The 13,667-nt window shown below is 70.9% G+C and carries 13 protein-coding genes and 1 tRNA gene; 10 read left to right on the forward strand and 4 right to left on the reverse strand.

Features of this window, described 5'->3' with window-relative positions; genetic code table 11:
- The first annotated feature begins 28 nt into the window (after positions 1 to 28).
- The 8 genes from purS (at position 29) to purM (ending at position 8,519) form a co-directional block, all read left to right on the forward strand.
- Entirely contained in the window at positions 29 to 292 is a 264-nt protein-coding gene (gene purS / locus ACWEQO_RS25530; RefSeq protein WP_202275301.1) for a phosphoribosylformylglycinamidine synthase subunit PurS, read from the forward strand.
- Positions 289 to 969, forward strand: coding sequence for a phosphoribosylformylglycinamidine synthase subunit PurQ (gene purQ / locus ACWEQO_RS25535; RefSeq protein WP_361458246.1), 681 nt, complete (start codon positions 289 to 291; stop codon positions 967 to 969). The genes purS and purQ overlap by 4 nt, the downstream gene beginning before the upstream one ends.
- Positions 966 to 3,224: a phosphoribosylformylglycinamidine synthase subunit PurL gene (gene purL / locus ACWEQO_RS25540; RefSeq protein ID WP_452985368.1), complete on the forward strand. Its 2,259-nt coding sequence runs from the start codon at positions 966 to 968 to the stop codon at positions 3,222 to 3,224. Before purQ ends, purL begins: the two co-directional genes overlap by 4 nt.
- 135 nt (positions 3,225 to 3,359) lie before the next feature.
- Positions 3,360 to 3,860, forward strand: a complete 501-nt coding sequence (locus tag ACWEQO_RS25545) for an ArsR/SmtB family transcription factor (RefSeq protein ID WP_452985369.1) — start codon at positions 3,360 to 3,362, stop codon at positions 3,858 to 3,860.
- A gap of 48 nt (positions 3,861 to 3,908) precedes the next feature.
- Positions 3,909 to 4,748 carry a M23 family metallopeptidase gene (locus ACWEQO_RS25550; RefSeq protein WP_452985370.1) on the forward strand — a complete coding sequence of 280 codons (840 nt, stop codon included), beginning with the start codon at positions 3,909 to 3,911 and terminating at the stop codon, positions 4,746 to 4,748.
- 9 nt (positions 4,749 to 4,757) lie between these two features.
- Positions 4,758 to 5,564 carry a sterol carrier family protein gene (locus ACWEQO_RS25555; protein WP_452985371.1) on the forward strand — a complete coding sequence of 269 codons (807 nt, stop codon included), beginning with the start codon at positions 4,758 to 4,760 and terminating at the stop codon, positions 5,562 to 5,564.
- Positions 5,565 to 5,869: 305 nt separating this feature from the next.
- Complete coding sequence (gene purF / locus ACWEQO_RS25560; RefSeq protein WP_361458261.1) at positions 5,870 to 7,396, forward strand: amidophosphoribosyltransferase; 1,527 nt, start codon at positions 5,870 to 5,872, stop codon at positions 7,394 to 7,396.
- A 40-nt stretch (positions 7,397 to 7,436) separates the two neighbouring features.
- Positions 7,437 to 8,519: a phosphoribosylformylglycinamidine cyclo-ligase gene (purM, locus tag ACWEQO_RS25565; protein ID WP_452985372.1), complete on the forward strand. Its 1,083-nt coding sequence runs from the start codon at positions 7,437 to 7,439 to the stop codon at positions 8,517 to 8,519.
- 184 nt (positions 8,520 to 8,703) lie between these two features.
- Here the strand turns inward: purM and ACWEQO_RS25570 are convergent, their stop codons facing one another.
- Together ACWEQO_RS25570 and ACWEQO_RS25575 are read right to left on the reverse strand one after the other, a co-directional pair.
- Positions 8,704 to 8,955 (reverse strand): DUF3073 domain-containing protein, encoded by a 252-nt coding sequence (locus ACWEQO_RS25570; RefSeq protein ID WP_361458267.1) that lies wholly within the window; start codon positions 8,953 to 8,955, stop codon positions 8,704 to 8,706.
- 372 nt (positions 8,956 to 9,327) lie between these two features.
- A complete protein-coding gene (locus ACWEQO_RS25575; protein ID WP_452985373.1) occupies positions 9,328 to 10,416 on the reverse strand; it encodes a Leu/Phe/Val dehydrogenase in 1,089 nt (362 codons plus the stop codon).
- Between the two features lie 275 nt (positions 10,417 to 10,691).
- On the opposite strand from ACWEQO_RS25575, the gene ACWEQO_RS25580 reads away from it, so the two are divergent.
- Positions 10,692 to 11,546, forward strand: a complete 855-nt coding sequence (locus ACWEQO_RS25580) for a hypothetical protein (protein ID WP_452985374.1) — start codon at positions 10,692 to 10,694, stop codon at positions 11,544 to 11,546.
- A gap of 560 nt (positions 11,547 to 12,106) precedes the next feature.
- A complete protein-coding gene (gene bldC, locus ACWEQO_RS25585; RefSeq protein WP_003949541.1) occupies positions 12,107 to 12,313 on the forward strand; it encodes a developmental transcriptional regulator BldC in 207 nt (68 codons plus the stop codon).
- 566 nt (positions 12,314 to 12,879) lie between these two features.
- Here the strand turns inward: bldC and ACWEQO_RS25590 are convergent.
- Both ACWEQO_RS25590 and ACWEQO_RS25595 read right to left on the reverse strand, forming a co-directional pair.
- Positions 12,880 to 13,131, reverse strand: coding sequence for a DUF6274 family protein (locus tag ACWEQO_RS25590; RefSeq protein WP_452985375.1), 252 nt, complete (start codon positions 13,129 to 13,131; stop codon positions 12,880 to 12,882).
- A 429-nt stretch (positions 13,132 to 13,560) separates the two neighbouring features.
- Positions 13,561 to 13,635: transfer RNA gene (locus ACWEQO_RS25595), tRNA-Asp, on the reverse strand.
- Between the last annotated feature and the right edge of the window lie 32 nt (positions 13,636 to 13,667).

A 13,667-nucleotide genomic window follows, 5' to 3' on the forward strand; every position in this document is an offset into this window, starting at 1 on the left:
TGCTCAGCACCACACACCGGGAGTGCCAGTGGCACGCGTCGTAGTCGACGTCATGCTCAAGCCGGAGATCCTCGACCCCCAGGGCCAGGCGGTGCAGCGCGCACTGCCGCGGCTGGGTTTCGAGGGGATCTCGGACGTCCGCCAGGGAAAGCGATTCGAACTGGAAGTTGACGGGCCGGTCGACGAGGCCGCGCTCGCCCGCATTCATGATCTTGCGGAATCCTTCCTCGCCAACACCGTGATCGAGGACTTCACCGTCAGGGTCGAGGAAGTCTCGGAGGCCGTGAAGTGACCGCTCGTATCGGCGTCGTCACTTTCCCCGGCAGCCTCGACGACCGGGACTCGCAGCGCGCGATCCGGCTCGCGGGCGCCGAACCCGTGGCGCTCTGGCACAAGGACAAGGACCTCAAGCAGGTCGACGCGGTCGTGCTGTGCGGCGGATTCTCCTACGGCGACTACCTGCGCGCCGGGGCCATCGCCCGTTTCTCGCCGGTGATGGACACCGTCATCGAGCAGGCGAAGGCGGGACTGCCGGTCCTCGGCATCTGCAACGGCTTCCAGATCCTCACCGAGGCGCACCTGCTCCCCGGCGGCATGCTGGGCAACGACCACCTGCACTTCATCTGCCGTGACCAGAAGCTGCGGGTGGAGAACGCGGAGACCGCCTGGACCACCGACTACACGGCCGGCCAGGAGATCCACATCCCGCTGAAGAACATGGACGGCCGCTACGTCGCCGACCGGTACACGCTGGACGAGCTGGAGGCCGAGGGCCGCGTCGCCTTCCGGTACCTCGACTTCAACCCCAACGGCTCGCTCAACGACATCGCCGGCATCACCAACGCGGCGGGCAACGTCGTCGGTCTGATGCCGCACCCCGAGCACGCCGTCGAGTCACTGATCGGCACCGGTCGCACCGACGGCCTCCCGTTCTTCACCTCGATCCTCAAGAAGCTGGTCAACGCATGAGCAGGACGCCTCTGGACACGGTCGAGCACGCGGCGAAGACCCCCGACGTCGAGCTGCCCTGGGCCGAACTCGGCCTCAAGAAGGACGAGTACGAGCGGATCGTGGAGATCCTCGGCCGCCGCCCGACCGGTGCCGAGCTCGCCATGTACTCGGTGATGTGGTCCGAGCACTGCTCGTACAAGTCCTCCAAGGTCCACCTCCGCCAGTTCGGCGAGAAGGCCCCCGAGTCCGACGCGATGCTCGTCGGCATCGGCGAGAACGCCGGGGTCGTCGACGTCGGCCAGGGCTACGCGGTCACCTTCAAGGTCGAGTCGCACAACCACCCGTCGTACGTCGAGCCCTACCAGGGCGCGGCCACCGGTGTGGGCGGCATCGTCCGCGACATCATCGCGATGGGCGCCCGCCCGGTCGCCGTCGTGGACCCGCTGCGCTTCGGCGCCGCCGACCACCCCGACACCAAGCGCGTCCTGCCCGGCGTCGTCGCCGGCATCGGCGGCTACGGCAACTGCCTGGGCCTGCCCAACATCGGCGGTGAGGTCGTCTTCGACGCCTGCTACCAGGGCAACCCGCTGGTCAACGCCGGTGCCATCGGCGTCATGCGGCACGAGGACATCCACCTCGCCAAGGCCTCCGGGCCCGGCAACAAGGTCATCCTGTACGGCGCCAGGACCGGCGGCGACGGCATCGGCGGCGCCTCCATCCTGGCCTCCGAGACCTTCGACGACGCCAAGCCCTCCAAGCGCCCCGCCGTCCAGGTCGGCGACCCCTTCCAGGAGAAGCTCCTCATCGAGTGCACCCTGGAGGCGTTCCGGGAGAAGCTGGTCGTCGGCATCCAGGACCTCGGCGCGGCCGGCCTCTCCTGCGCCACGTCCGAGCTGGCCTCCAACGGCTCCGGCGGCATGCGCGTCGTCCTCGACGACGTACCGCTGCGCGACTCCACGCTCTCGCCCGAGGAGATCCTCATGAGCGAGTCGCAGGAGCGCATGTGCGCGGTCGTCGAGCCGGAGAAGGTCGACCGCTTCCTCGAGATCTGCGAGAAGTGGGACGTCATCGCCACCGTCATCGGCGAGGTGACCGACGGCGACCGCCTGGAGATCTACTGGCACGGCGGCAAGATCGTCGACGTCGACCCGCGCACCGTCGCCCACGACGGCCCGGTCTACGAGCGCCCCTACGCCCGCCCCGACTGGCAGGACGCGCTCCAGGCCGACGACGCGAACAAGCTGCCCCGGCCGCAGACGTCCGACGAGCTGAAGGACCAGGTCCTGAAGCTGGTGGGCTCGCCCAACCAGGCCTCCAAGGAGTGGATCACCCGGCAGTACGACCACTTCGTGCAGGGCAACACGGTCCTCGCCCAGCCCGAGGACGCCGGCATGATCCGCGTCGACGAGAAGACCGGCCTCGGTGTCGCCATCGCCACCGACGGCAACGGCCGCTACGCCAAGCTCGACCCGTACGCGGGGGCGCAGCTGGCCCTGGCAGAGGCCTACCGCAACGTGGCGACGACCGGCGCCAAGCCGCTCGCCGTCTCCGACTGCCTGAACTTCGGCTCGCCGGAGGACCCCGCGGTCATGTGGCAGTTCGCGGAGGCCGTGCGCGGTCTGGCCGACGGCTGTCTCCAGCTCGGCACCCCGGTCACCGGCGGCAACGTCTCGCTCTACAACCAGACCGGCGAGGCCGCCATCCACCCGACCCCGGTGGTCGCGGTCCTCGGCGTCATCGACGACGTGGCGCGGCGCACGCCGGTCGCCTTCCGGGAGGAGGGCCAGCTGATCTACCTCCTGGGCGACACCCGTGAGGAGTTCGGCGGCTCGGCCTGGTCCCAGGTCGTCCACGACCACCTCGGCGGCCTGCCGCCGCAGGTCGACCTGGAGCGCGAGCGCCTGCTCGGCGAGATCCTGATCTCCGCCTCCCGCGACGGCATGATCGACTCCGCGCACGACCTGTCCGACGGCGGTCTGATCCAGGCCGTGGTCGAGTCGGCGCTGCTCGGGGGCAAGGGCGCGCGTCTGGTCGTACCGGACGGACTCGACGCGTTCACCTTCCTGTTCTCCGAGTCGGCCGGCCGCGCGATCGTCGCCGTGCCGCGTTCGGAGGAGCTCCGCTTCACCGACATGTGCGGCGTGCGAGGCCTCCCGGCGACCCGCATCGGGGTCGTCGACGGGGACACGGTGGACCTCCAGGGCGAGTTCGAACTCACCCTCGATGAACTGCGCACGGTCCACGAGGAGACGATCCCGGCCCTGCTGGCCTGATCCGAAGCCTGCGTCGTTCAGGTTTCCCGGTTTCCCGCACGAAGCCCCCGCCCGGTCCACCGGGCGGGGGCTTCGTCGTCCGTGGAGACCGATCAGGGCTTGTACGGAATTACGTAGTTACGTAATATCAGAGCCGTGGAACTCGAAGAGCGCGTCGCCGACCTCGAACGCCGGCTGACGGAACTGGAGGCGGAGCGCCGCGGCGCACCCCGCCTGGGCGAGGGCGACTTCTGGGCCCTGGACGGCCTGAAGAGCCGGCTGGCCGAGCTGACGGCGGCCGACGGGGGCGTGCTGTTCACCGGCGCGGTCCGGCTGCCGACCGGCGAGCAGTACGAGTGGCAGCACGGCGCGCTCACCGAGGGACTGCTGGACGACGACTGGCCCGCGGCAGCCGAGCCGCTCGCCGCCCTCGGGCACCCGGTGCGGCTGCGGCTGCTCCGCGAGATCCTCGGCGGCCGCCGCACCGCCGCCGAACTCGCCGAGCTGGACGGCGTCGGCACGACCGGCCAGATCTACCACCACCTGCGCCAGCTCACCTGCGCCGGCTGGCTCCACACCACCGGCCGGGGCCGCCACGAGGTACCGGCGGGCCGGGTCGTACCGCTGCTGGTGCTGCTGTCCGCGGCGCGGCCCTGACCGGGCCGGTACCCGCACCCACGGCACCCACGACGACCAGGGGGAACCATGACCGCACGCAAGCTCGCCATGATCACCTTCCGGGGGCTGCAACTGGGTTTCATCGCCCTGGTGACCGCCCACATCTGCCTCGGCTGGGACTACCCGATCCTGTGGAACCTGCTGCCGCTGGCCCTGGCCTACGTCCTGATCGCCGTGGTCAACCGGTGGGGCGGCGGCGCCCCGGACCATCCGCGCCTCGCGCGTGAACCGGTCGAGGTCGACCCGCCCGTGACCGGCCGCTGGTCCGCGCTGAACAGCCCCGCCGACCGCACCCCGAGCCACGGCACCCACGCCTACGGCCAGACGTACGCCATCGACATCGTCGCCGAACCCGAGCCGGGCGCCCGTCCCGCGTTCTCCGCGCTGTGGCCGCTCGCCCGCCGCCCCGAGGCCTTCCCCGCCTTCGGCGCCCCCCTGCACGCGGTCGCCGACGCCACGGTCGTCCGCGTGTCCGACAGGCAGCGCGACCACCTCAGCCGTGCCTCGCTCCCCGGACTGCTGTACCTGATGCTCGTCGAGGGCTCGGTGCGCGAGATGGCCGGGGTCCACCGGATCATCGGCAACCACCTGGTGCTCGACCTCGGCGACGGGACGTACGCCGCCTACGCGCACGTGCGGCGCGGCTCGTTCACCGTCCGCGAGGGCGACCGGGTGCGGGCCGGACAGGTGCTCGCCCGCTGCGGCAACTCGGGCAACTCCTCCGAGCCGCACCTGCACTTCCAGCTGATGGACGGCCCCGACCCGGACACCGCGCGCGGCATCCCGTTCACCTGGAGCGGCCTCGGCGTCCCCCGGGGCGGCGAGGTGTTCGAGGTGCCCGCGCCGACCGCGCAGCGCACCTCCTAGGCTGCCCCCATGCCCCCGGCCAAGAAGCGCGCCCGCTCCTACGACCCCGCCAGGACCCGCACCGCCGTCCTGGCCCAGTTCGAGAACGTACGGCAGGCGGTACGCACCCTGGACGCGCACCACCTCGCCCTGCCCACCCGCCTCGACGACTGGACCGTACGGGACCTGCTCGCGCACCTCGCCCTGACCGTCGGGAGCGTCAGCCGGGCCCTGGAGCGGGGCGAACCGGCGAAGCCCGGGCCCGCGCTGCCGGGCCATCCCGCCGCGACCATCGCCCACACCGGCGCCGTCGCCGAGGACGCCCGGGCGCTCGCCGAGGCGACCCCCGACCTCGGCGCCCTCGACGCCCTGCTCACCCGCACCGCCCAGGACCTGGCCCGGGACCTCGACGCGGCTCCGCCCACCCGGGTGCTCGCCCTGCCCTCGGGGGCCATGAGCCTCACCGACCACCTGGTCACCCTCACCGTCGAGCTCGTCGTCCACGCCGACGACCTGGGCGCCGCCGTGCCCGGCCTCGACGTCCCTCACGACCGCCAGGCCCTCGCCACCTGCACCCGGCTGCTGGCCGACACGCTCGCCGCGAAGGCGCCCGGCGGCTCGACGGAGGTGCGCGTCCCGCCGTACGCGGTCGTGCAGTGCGTGGCGGGGCCGCGGCACACCCGGGGCACCCCGCCCAACGTCGTCGAGACCGACCCGCTGACCTGGATCCGTCTGGCCACCGGGCGCACGGCCTGGCAGGACGCGGTGGCCGACGCCGAGGTGAGGGCGAGCGGGGAGCGGGCGGACCTAGGGCCGTACCTGCCGCTGACGACCTGAGGCGAGGGCGGTCGACGGCGGTCGAGGGCGGTGGACGGAGAGGCCGACGCCACCGTCCGCGACGGCCATATCACCGTCGGCACGCCCGGTACGCCCCGAATGGTGTGCGAAGACTCACTCATGAAGGCCGGGAAGACGCCGCCGAAGCTTTTCGAGACCGGGCTCGACCATCGGGTCGATCACCGGATCACGACGCTGACCAGCGCAGACGGCGGGACTGTCCACGCGTTCGCCGCCGAGTGGGCCGCGGCCGGGACCCCGTCCCCAATTCGGACCAGCACTCGACCTCGCCTACACTCGGTGGCGTGCCACGTGGTGACGGACGACTCAACCACGACCTGCTCCCCGGAGAGAAGGGCCCCCAGGACGCCTGCGGCGTCTTCGGTGTCTGGGCTCCGGGCGAAGAGGTCGCCAAGCTCACGTACTTCGGGCTGTACGCCCTCCAGCATCGGGGCCAGGAATCCGCGGGTATCGCGGTCAGCAACGGCTCCCAGATCCTCGTCTTCAAGGACATGGGCCTGGTCTCCCAGGTCTTCGACGAGACCTCGCTCGGTTCGCTCCAGGGTCATATCGCGGTCGGTCACGCCCGCTACTCGACCACCGGCGCCTCCGTGTGGGAGAACGCCCAGCCGACGTTCCGCGCCACCGCGCACGGCTCGATCGCGCTCGGCCACAACGGCAACCTGGTCAACACGGCCGAGCTCGCCGAGCTGGTGGCCGAGCTGCCCAAGGAGAACGGCCGCGCCCCGAAGGTGGCGGCCACCAACGACACCGACCTGATAACCGCCCTGCTGGCCGGCCAGCGCGCCGCCGACGGTGAACCGGTGACCGTGGAGCAGGCCGCACATGTGGTCCTCCCGCAGGTCAAGGGCGCCTTCAGTCTCGTCTTCATGGACGAGAACACGCTGTACGCCGCCCGCGACCCGCAGGGCATCCGCCCACTGGTCCTCGGCCGGCTCGAGCGCGGCTGGGTCGTCGCCTCCGAGACCGCCGCCCTCGACATCTGCGGCGCCAGCTTCGTCCGCGAGATCGAGCCCGGCGAGTTCGTCGCCATCGACCAGAACGGACTGCGCTCTTCCCGATTCGCGGAAGCGAAGCCCAAGGGCTGTGTCTTCGAGTACGTGTACCTGGCCCGCCCGGACACCGACATCGCCGGCCGGAACGTCTACCTCTCGCGCGTCGAGATGGGCCGTCGCCTCGCCGCGGAGGCGCCCGCCGAGGCCGACCTGGTGATAGCCACCCCGGAGTCCGGCACCCCGGCCGCCATCGGCTACGCGGAGGCCTCCGGCATCCCCTTCGGCAGCGGCCTGGTGAAGAACGCGTACGTCGGCCGCACGTTCATCCAGCCCTCGCAGACCATCCGCCAGCTCGGCATCCGCCTGAAGCTGAACCCGCTCAAGAACGTCATCAAAGGCAAGCGCCTGGTCGTCGTCGACGACTCGATCGTGCGCGGCAACACCCAGCGCGCCCTGGTCCGCATGCTCCGCGAGGCGGGCGCCGCCGAGATCCACATCCGGATCTCCTCGCCGCCCGTGAAGTGGCCGTGCTTCTTCGGCATCGACTTCGCGACCCGCGCCGAGCTGATCGCCAACGGCATGTCCATCGACGAGATCGGCACCTCGCTCGGCGCCGACTCCCTGGCGTACATCTCCATCGACGGCATGATCGAGGCGACGACCATCGCCAAGCCGAACCTGTGCCGCGCCTGCTTCGACGGCGAGTACCCGATGGAGCTGCCCGACCCGGAGCTCCTCGGCAAGCGGCTCCTGGAGTCGGAGCTGGCGGCCGGTACGGCCGAGCCGGCCGCGCTCGACGCGATCCGCCGTCCGTAAACCCCTGTCCTGCCGTAACGAGACGAAGGCTCTCCCAGTCATGTCTGAGAACACTGGCGCCGGCCACGCGGCGGCGTCGTACAGGTCCGCGGGCGTCGACATCGACGCGGGTGACCGAGCGGTCGAGCTGATGAAGGAGTGGGTGAAGAAGGCGCGGCGCCCCGAGGTCCTCGGCGGCCTCGGCGGTTTCGCCGGCCTCTTCGACGCCTCCGCCCTGAAGAGGTACGAGCGCCCCCTGCTCGCCTCCGCCACGGACGGCGTCGGCACCAAGGTCGACATCGCCCGCCGCATGGGCGTCTACGACACCATCGGGCACGACCTGGTCGCCATGGTGATGGACGACATCGTGGTGTGCGGCGCCGAGCCGCTGTTCATGACCGACTACATCTGTGTCGGCAAGGTCCACCCCGAGCGGGTCGCCGCCATCGTCAAGGGCATCGCCGAGGGCTGTGTACTGGCCGGCTGCGCCCTGGTCGGCGGGGAGACGGCCGAACACCCGGGCCTGCTGGGCGAGGACGACTTCGACGTCGCCGGCGCCGGCACGGGCGTCGTGGAGGCCGACCGGCAGCTCGGTCCGGACCGCATCCGCAAGGGCGACCGGGTCGTCGCCATGGCCGCCTCCGGGCTCCACTCGAACGGGTACTCGCTGGTCCGGCACGTCCTGCTGAACCAGGCCGGGCTCGCCCTGGAGAGCCGGATCGACGAGCTGGGCCGCACCCTCGGGGAGGAGCTCCTGGAGCCCACCCGGATCTACTCGCTGGACTGCCTGGCCCTGCTCCGCACCACCGAGGTGCACGCCTTCAGCCACGTCACCGGCGGCGGCCTCGCGGCCAACCTGGCCCGCGTCGTCCCGGACGGGCTGCACGCGGTCGTGGAGCGCTCGACCTGGAGCCCGGCCCCGGTCTTCGACCTCGTCGGCCGGACCGGTTCGGTCGAGCGTCTGGAGCTGGAGCGCACCCTCAACATGGGCGTCGGCATGATCGCGATCGTTCCGGAGGAGTCCACGGACGCGGCGCTGACCACGCTGGCCGACCGCGGTGTGGACGCCTGGGTGGCCGGTGAGATCACCGACCGCGGCGAGCACACCACGGGAGCGGCACTGGTGGGTGACTACGCGAGCTGATGCAGGACGGACACGCCGAGCAGCGGACCGAGCACGGTGGATCCCCGTACGGACCGGCGGACCGGAGCCGGGCCCACCGGGCCCGGCCCCACCGGACCGCGCCCGGTGGACCCGGGCCGCGCGGACAGCACAGAACCCGGTCGGTGACCGGAGTCACCGACCGGGCTGATGAATCAGTGCAAGGTCAAGCGCCACGACGTCGGGGAGGGGACTGGCCGTCCTCGTCCTCGTCGTCGTCCTCATAGAGGTCGGCGTACCGTGCGTACAGGTCGTCCTGCTCATCGTCCTCGATCGGGTCACCGTTGATATTCGGTGATGTGTTCGAAGGCGATGCACCCAGCTCCTCGGCCAGACGTGCGAGGTCCGTCCCACCGCTGTTGTACTTCAGCTGGCGGGCGACCTTTGTCTGCTTGGCCTTGGCCCGGCCGCGCCCCATGGCTCGACCCCCTCAACGACGGGGCTCGACGGCCCCAGAGTCTTGACACGCGTTCATGGTCCGGAACGAACTCTCCGTGGAGAGGCCGGTCCGTAGGGCTCCCACGGTACCTGAGCCCACGCCCATACGGTACGTCGCCCGCATGACGTGCCCCCTTCCGTGCCCCCTACGGCACCCTGTTCTCGCAGGTCAACTGCGATTTTGGGCACTTGTCGAGGGCCGACCCGCCGGGAGAAGTGAGAGTTCTCTCGAAGTGTTCCGCCACAGGTACCGGCCGAACGTACGAACAACGTCGGGGCAGGGGTGGGGGCGGACCGGTCGGCCCGCCCCCACCCCGTGCTCGTCGTTCCCGTCTTTCCCGTTGCTCGCGTCTCAGCGCGCCGCGCGGGCCTCCGCCATCCGCTGCTCGGCGATCCGGTCGGCCGCCGCGGCCGGCGGAATCCCGTCGGACTTCGCACGTGCGAAGATTGCGAGCGTGGTGTCGAAGATCTTCGCCGCCTTCGCCCTGCACCGGTCGAAGTCGAAGCCGTGCAGCTCGTCGGCGACCTGGATGACACCGCCGGCGTTCACCACGTAGTCCGGCGCGTAGAGGATCCGCCGGTCGGCGAGGTCCTTCTCCACGCCCGGATGGGCGAGCTGGTTGTTGGCGGCGCCGCAGACCACCTTGGCGGTCAGCACCGGCGCGCTGGCGTCGTTCAGCGCACCGCCCAGAGCGCAGGGGGCGTACACGTCCAGTCCCTCGGTCCGGATCAGCGCCTCGGTGTCGGCGACGGCCGTGACGCCCTGCGGGTGCCGGTCCAGGACCCGCCGCACGGCGTCCTCGCGCACGTCGGTGACCAGGACCTCCGCGCCCTCCTTGAGCAGGTGTTCCACCAGGTGGTGGCCGACCTTGCCGACGCCCGCGACGCCGATCCTGCGGTCGCGCAGCGAGGGGTCGCCCCACAGGTGCTGGGCGGCGGCCCGCATGCCCTGGTAGACGCCGAAGGAGGTGAGCACCGAGGAGTCGCCCGCGCCGCCGTTCTCCGGGGAGCGGCCGGTGGTCCAGCGGCACTCGCGGGCCACGACGTCCATGTCCGCGACGTAGGTGCCGACGTCGCAGGCGGTGACGTACCGGCCGCCCAGTGAGGCGACGAACCGGCCGTAGGCGAGCAGCAGCTCCTCGCTCTTGACCGTCTCGGGGTCCCCGATGATCACGGCCTTGCCCCCGCCGTGGTCGAGGCCGGCCATGGCGTTCTTGTACGACATCCCGCGGGCGAGGTTCAGCGCGTCGGCGACGGCCTGCTCCTCGGTCGCGTACGGGTAGAAGCGCGTACCGCCGAGGGCGGGGCCCAGAGCGGTGGAGTGGAGGGCGATGACGGCCTTGAGGCCACTTGCACGGTCCTGGCAGAGCACGACTTGCTCGTGACCGCCCTGGTCCGAACGGAACAGGGTGTGCAGGACGCCGTCAGATACGTCGGTCACGGTGGTGACTCCTGAGTAAGTAGCGGCGGGTGGACGCAGATCCCGAAAGCTCCCCCGCCGCTTGTGGCGATGGAGGAGCCCGCGGAGGCTGTGAGCACGAGATTAGGCCCTGCCGTGGCCGAGAACGGTGCCGTGTCCAGGATCACGTTCCCGTGGTCACCCCCGGGGTGCCGCCGTGCGACCATTTGCCTGGATTGCCCGTGCGTCCGCGTCACCCGCGCGCGTGTGAGCGGGCCCTCAGGTTTTCGCGCCGGTGCGCGGGGGAGGGAGCAGGCGTGCCCAAGGTCTCCTCGGTGGTCGTCCCCTACGCGACCTATCTGCGCGTGTACGAACCGCTGGCCGCCTTCCCGGAGCCGGAGCGCGGCCACTGGGCCCGCTACGCCCGCCGCACCGACCTCCCCTCCTACCAGGACGAACTCCGCCGGGCCCTGGCCGACGTCGTGCCCACCCCGCCGGTCCCGGTCCCGGTGCGGGAGAGCGAGGACGCGTTCGTGCTGGAGGTCGACGGAGTGGTCTGCGTCTGCCCCTGGCGCACCCGGCTGCGCGGCTGGCAGGCCCTGGGCGAACTCGCCGAGGAGTTTCCCCTGCCCGTCCTGGACGCGTTCCTGCCCCCGTTCGTACGACGCCAGGCCGTCGAGGACTACGAGCGCTGGCTGACCGCCCACCCCGACGCCAGGCCGTGGATCCGCACGGCGACCTGGCAGGTGCCGATCAACTGGTTCGTGCTGTTCTCGGACGAGGAGCGCGAGTACGACAAGGGTCCCAGCGGCGGGGGCTCCACCGGGGCCCCCGTACTGCGCTACCGGACGCCCATGGTCGAGGCGCGGCGACGGGTGGCGCGCGGGCTGAGGGCGCTGAAGGACACCATGGACGGCGGACCGCTGATCGACGGCCTGGTGGACGTCGGGCGCTGGCTGGAGGAGTTCCATCCGCGCTCACTGGTCGAGCTGGACTACGGCGGCCTGGTGCACGCCCTGCCGGCCGGCGCCCTGGAGGGCGACCACTCGGCGGCCGACGTGGCCGAGGGGATCGCGGCCCTGCGCCGCGGCGACGGGGTGGCCGCCGGGGAGGCCTACGGGCGGCTGGTGGAGCGGTGGCGTTCCGTACGGGACCTGCGGTCGGCCAACTGACGCCCGCCGCACGGCCGGGAAGGCGAACGGGCGTTTGACCAAACGCCCTTCTTGGGGTTTTCTCATCGCCCTGAGGTTGCGTCAGCCCGGACCCGACAACGGACGTAGGCGTCGATCCGGGCGTATGTCCCAAGCGGGTCAAGCGTGACGGACCGCACGTACGCGGCCCTTGCGCCCCTTGCACCCCCTCGTGCCAAAATAGGACAAGGAGTCCGGGAGGGCTCCTCCGTCCTGCTGTGCTCGACTATGGGTGGAATCTCCACATTGCACGCTTTGGGGGGTCGAGTGGCTCCTGACCTCGCCTGTGACTGATCGTCACAAGCGGGTAACTGTCCGCTATGGCATGGTCCATCGGCTTCCGCGGCTGATGAACACCTGGGAGGGCAATTCCATCGGTTTGGCCGACGCGGCTGGACGGATGGTGTAGTTGTAGTGCCGAGGACAAGCCGTTCGTCCTATAACCGACTCGACCCGCGTCCACCATTTCGGGCAACGCGGGTCAAGGTGCAGAATTTAGAGGAAAGAACCGAGAAGGTTCGGTTCTCCCGAGGAGGCCGCTCATGACCGCTCGCACCCCTGATGCCGAGCCGCTGTTGACCCCGGCTGAGGTCGCCACCATGTTCCGCGTGGACCCGAAGACGGTCACGCGTTGGGCGAAGGCCGGCAAGCTCACGTCGATCCGCACGCTCGGCGGGCACCGCCGCTACCGCGAAGCCGAGGTCCGCGCCCTGCTCGCGGGCATTCCGCAGCAGCGCAGCGAGGCCTGAACAACTGAATAACCCGGACAAACCGGCTGGTCCCCCAACTGGTCGAGACGTCCGGAACCACAGCTCCACACGACGCGGGGACTGCCCCAACAGGCCCCTCTCCCAGGCCGGACGTGACGTTCCGGGCAGCTGCACAGGGTACGTCGTCGATCGCGCTGGACTCCGCCGAGTCCAGCGCGATTTTTTTGTGCGCCGGGCCGCCGGCCAGAGGGTGTGAACGCTCGGTGATCGCTGCTGGCCGAGGCCCCGGAAGGCCGGCCGGGCGGATCGACGGGTGCTTCGTGCGCGGGCCTGTCCGACTCCGGGAGCGACTGTGGGGCCATCTGTGCGGGCCCCTGAGAGGAGTGCAATTGTACATATTAAATTGACTCGGCTCAGGGCGGGAGCAAGTACCGCACATTCCAAAACTCATGCGGTGACACCCGTCACATGACGGCCGGGTTGTTGAGCCACCGGCATATGCGCTAAAGGGGACCGGCGTCGAGGACGAGGCGAGCAACTCGGCGGCGGGGCCCGGCAACTGGGCGGTCGGGACGCCGGCCGGGGCGGTGGTCCGGGTGGGTGGGTCAGGCGGTCACGGCGCCCTCGCTCTCGACGGGCTCCGGTGGCCCCTCGGTGTCTTCGGCGTCTTCGGCGTCTTCGGCGTCTTCGGCGTTTTCGGTGCCCGCGGTGAAGTCGTGGGGAGCGGAGTCCATCGCCAGCCGCAACAGGCGGTGGCAGACAGGACAGTGGCGGGTGAGGTGCCCCCCGAGCGACGACGCGGCCGACAGGTGCGCGCGGAGCAGCGCCCGCGTTTCGTGCCTGGCCGATGCGGCCATGTGCCACCTCCAGAGGGCCGCACGGAGAGCGGCCTGCCCTGCTGTCCGGGGTACCCAGGGAATCCCGTCCCGTCAAGGCGCAGGAAGTCCCGTCGAAGGCCCTGGAGGCGCTCGGAGCGGGTAACGGGGTCCGGCCGGAGCGGGACAGACGCGCGGGACTACCTGAAAGGCCCTCACGCCGCCGGTGAGCGCCTTCGGGGCGATCATGCCTTCGGGGCGACCGGACCGCGGCAGCGGGCGTGGGGGGCGGGCACGGGCGCGGGCACGGCCTCTTGTTCCGGCCCGACCCGGTCGTCGCACGGTGAAGGGGTCCTGACGGGATTCGCCGTGTTCGGCGGCGGCCGCCGCCGCGGGCGCAGCCTCTCTCCTGACCTGGTCGCCTCATGGAGAAGGGGCCCACACCGTACGGTGTGGGCCCCTTCGACAAAGCGGTCCTGACGGGATTTGAACCCGCGGCCTCCACCTTGACAGGGTGGCGAGCACTCCTAACTGCTCCACAGGACCAGGTTTCGCGGCGCGATCACCTTCTTGCGCTG

Source organism: Streptomyces sp. NPDC004051 (genome assembly GCF_053604275.1).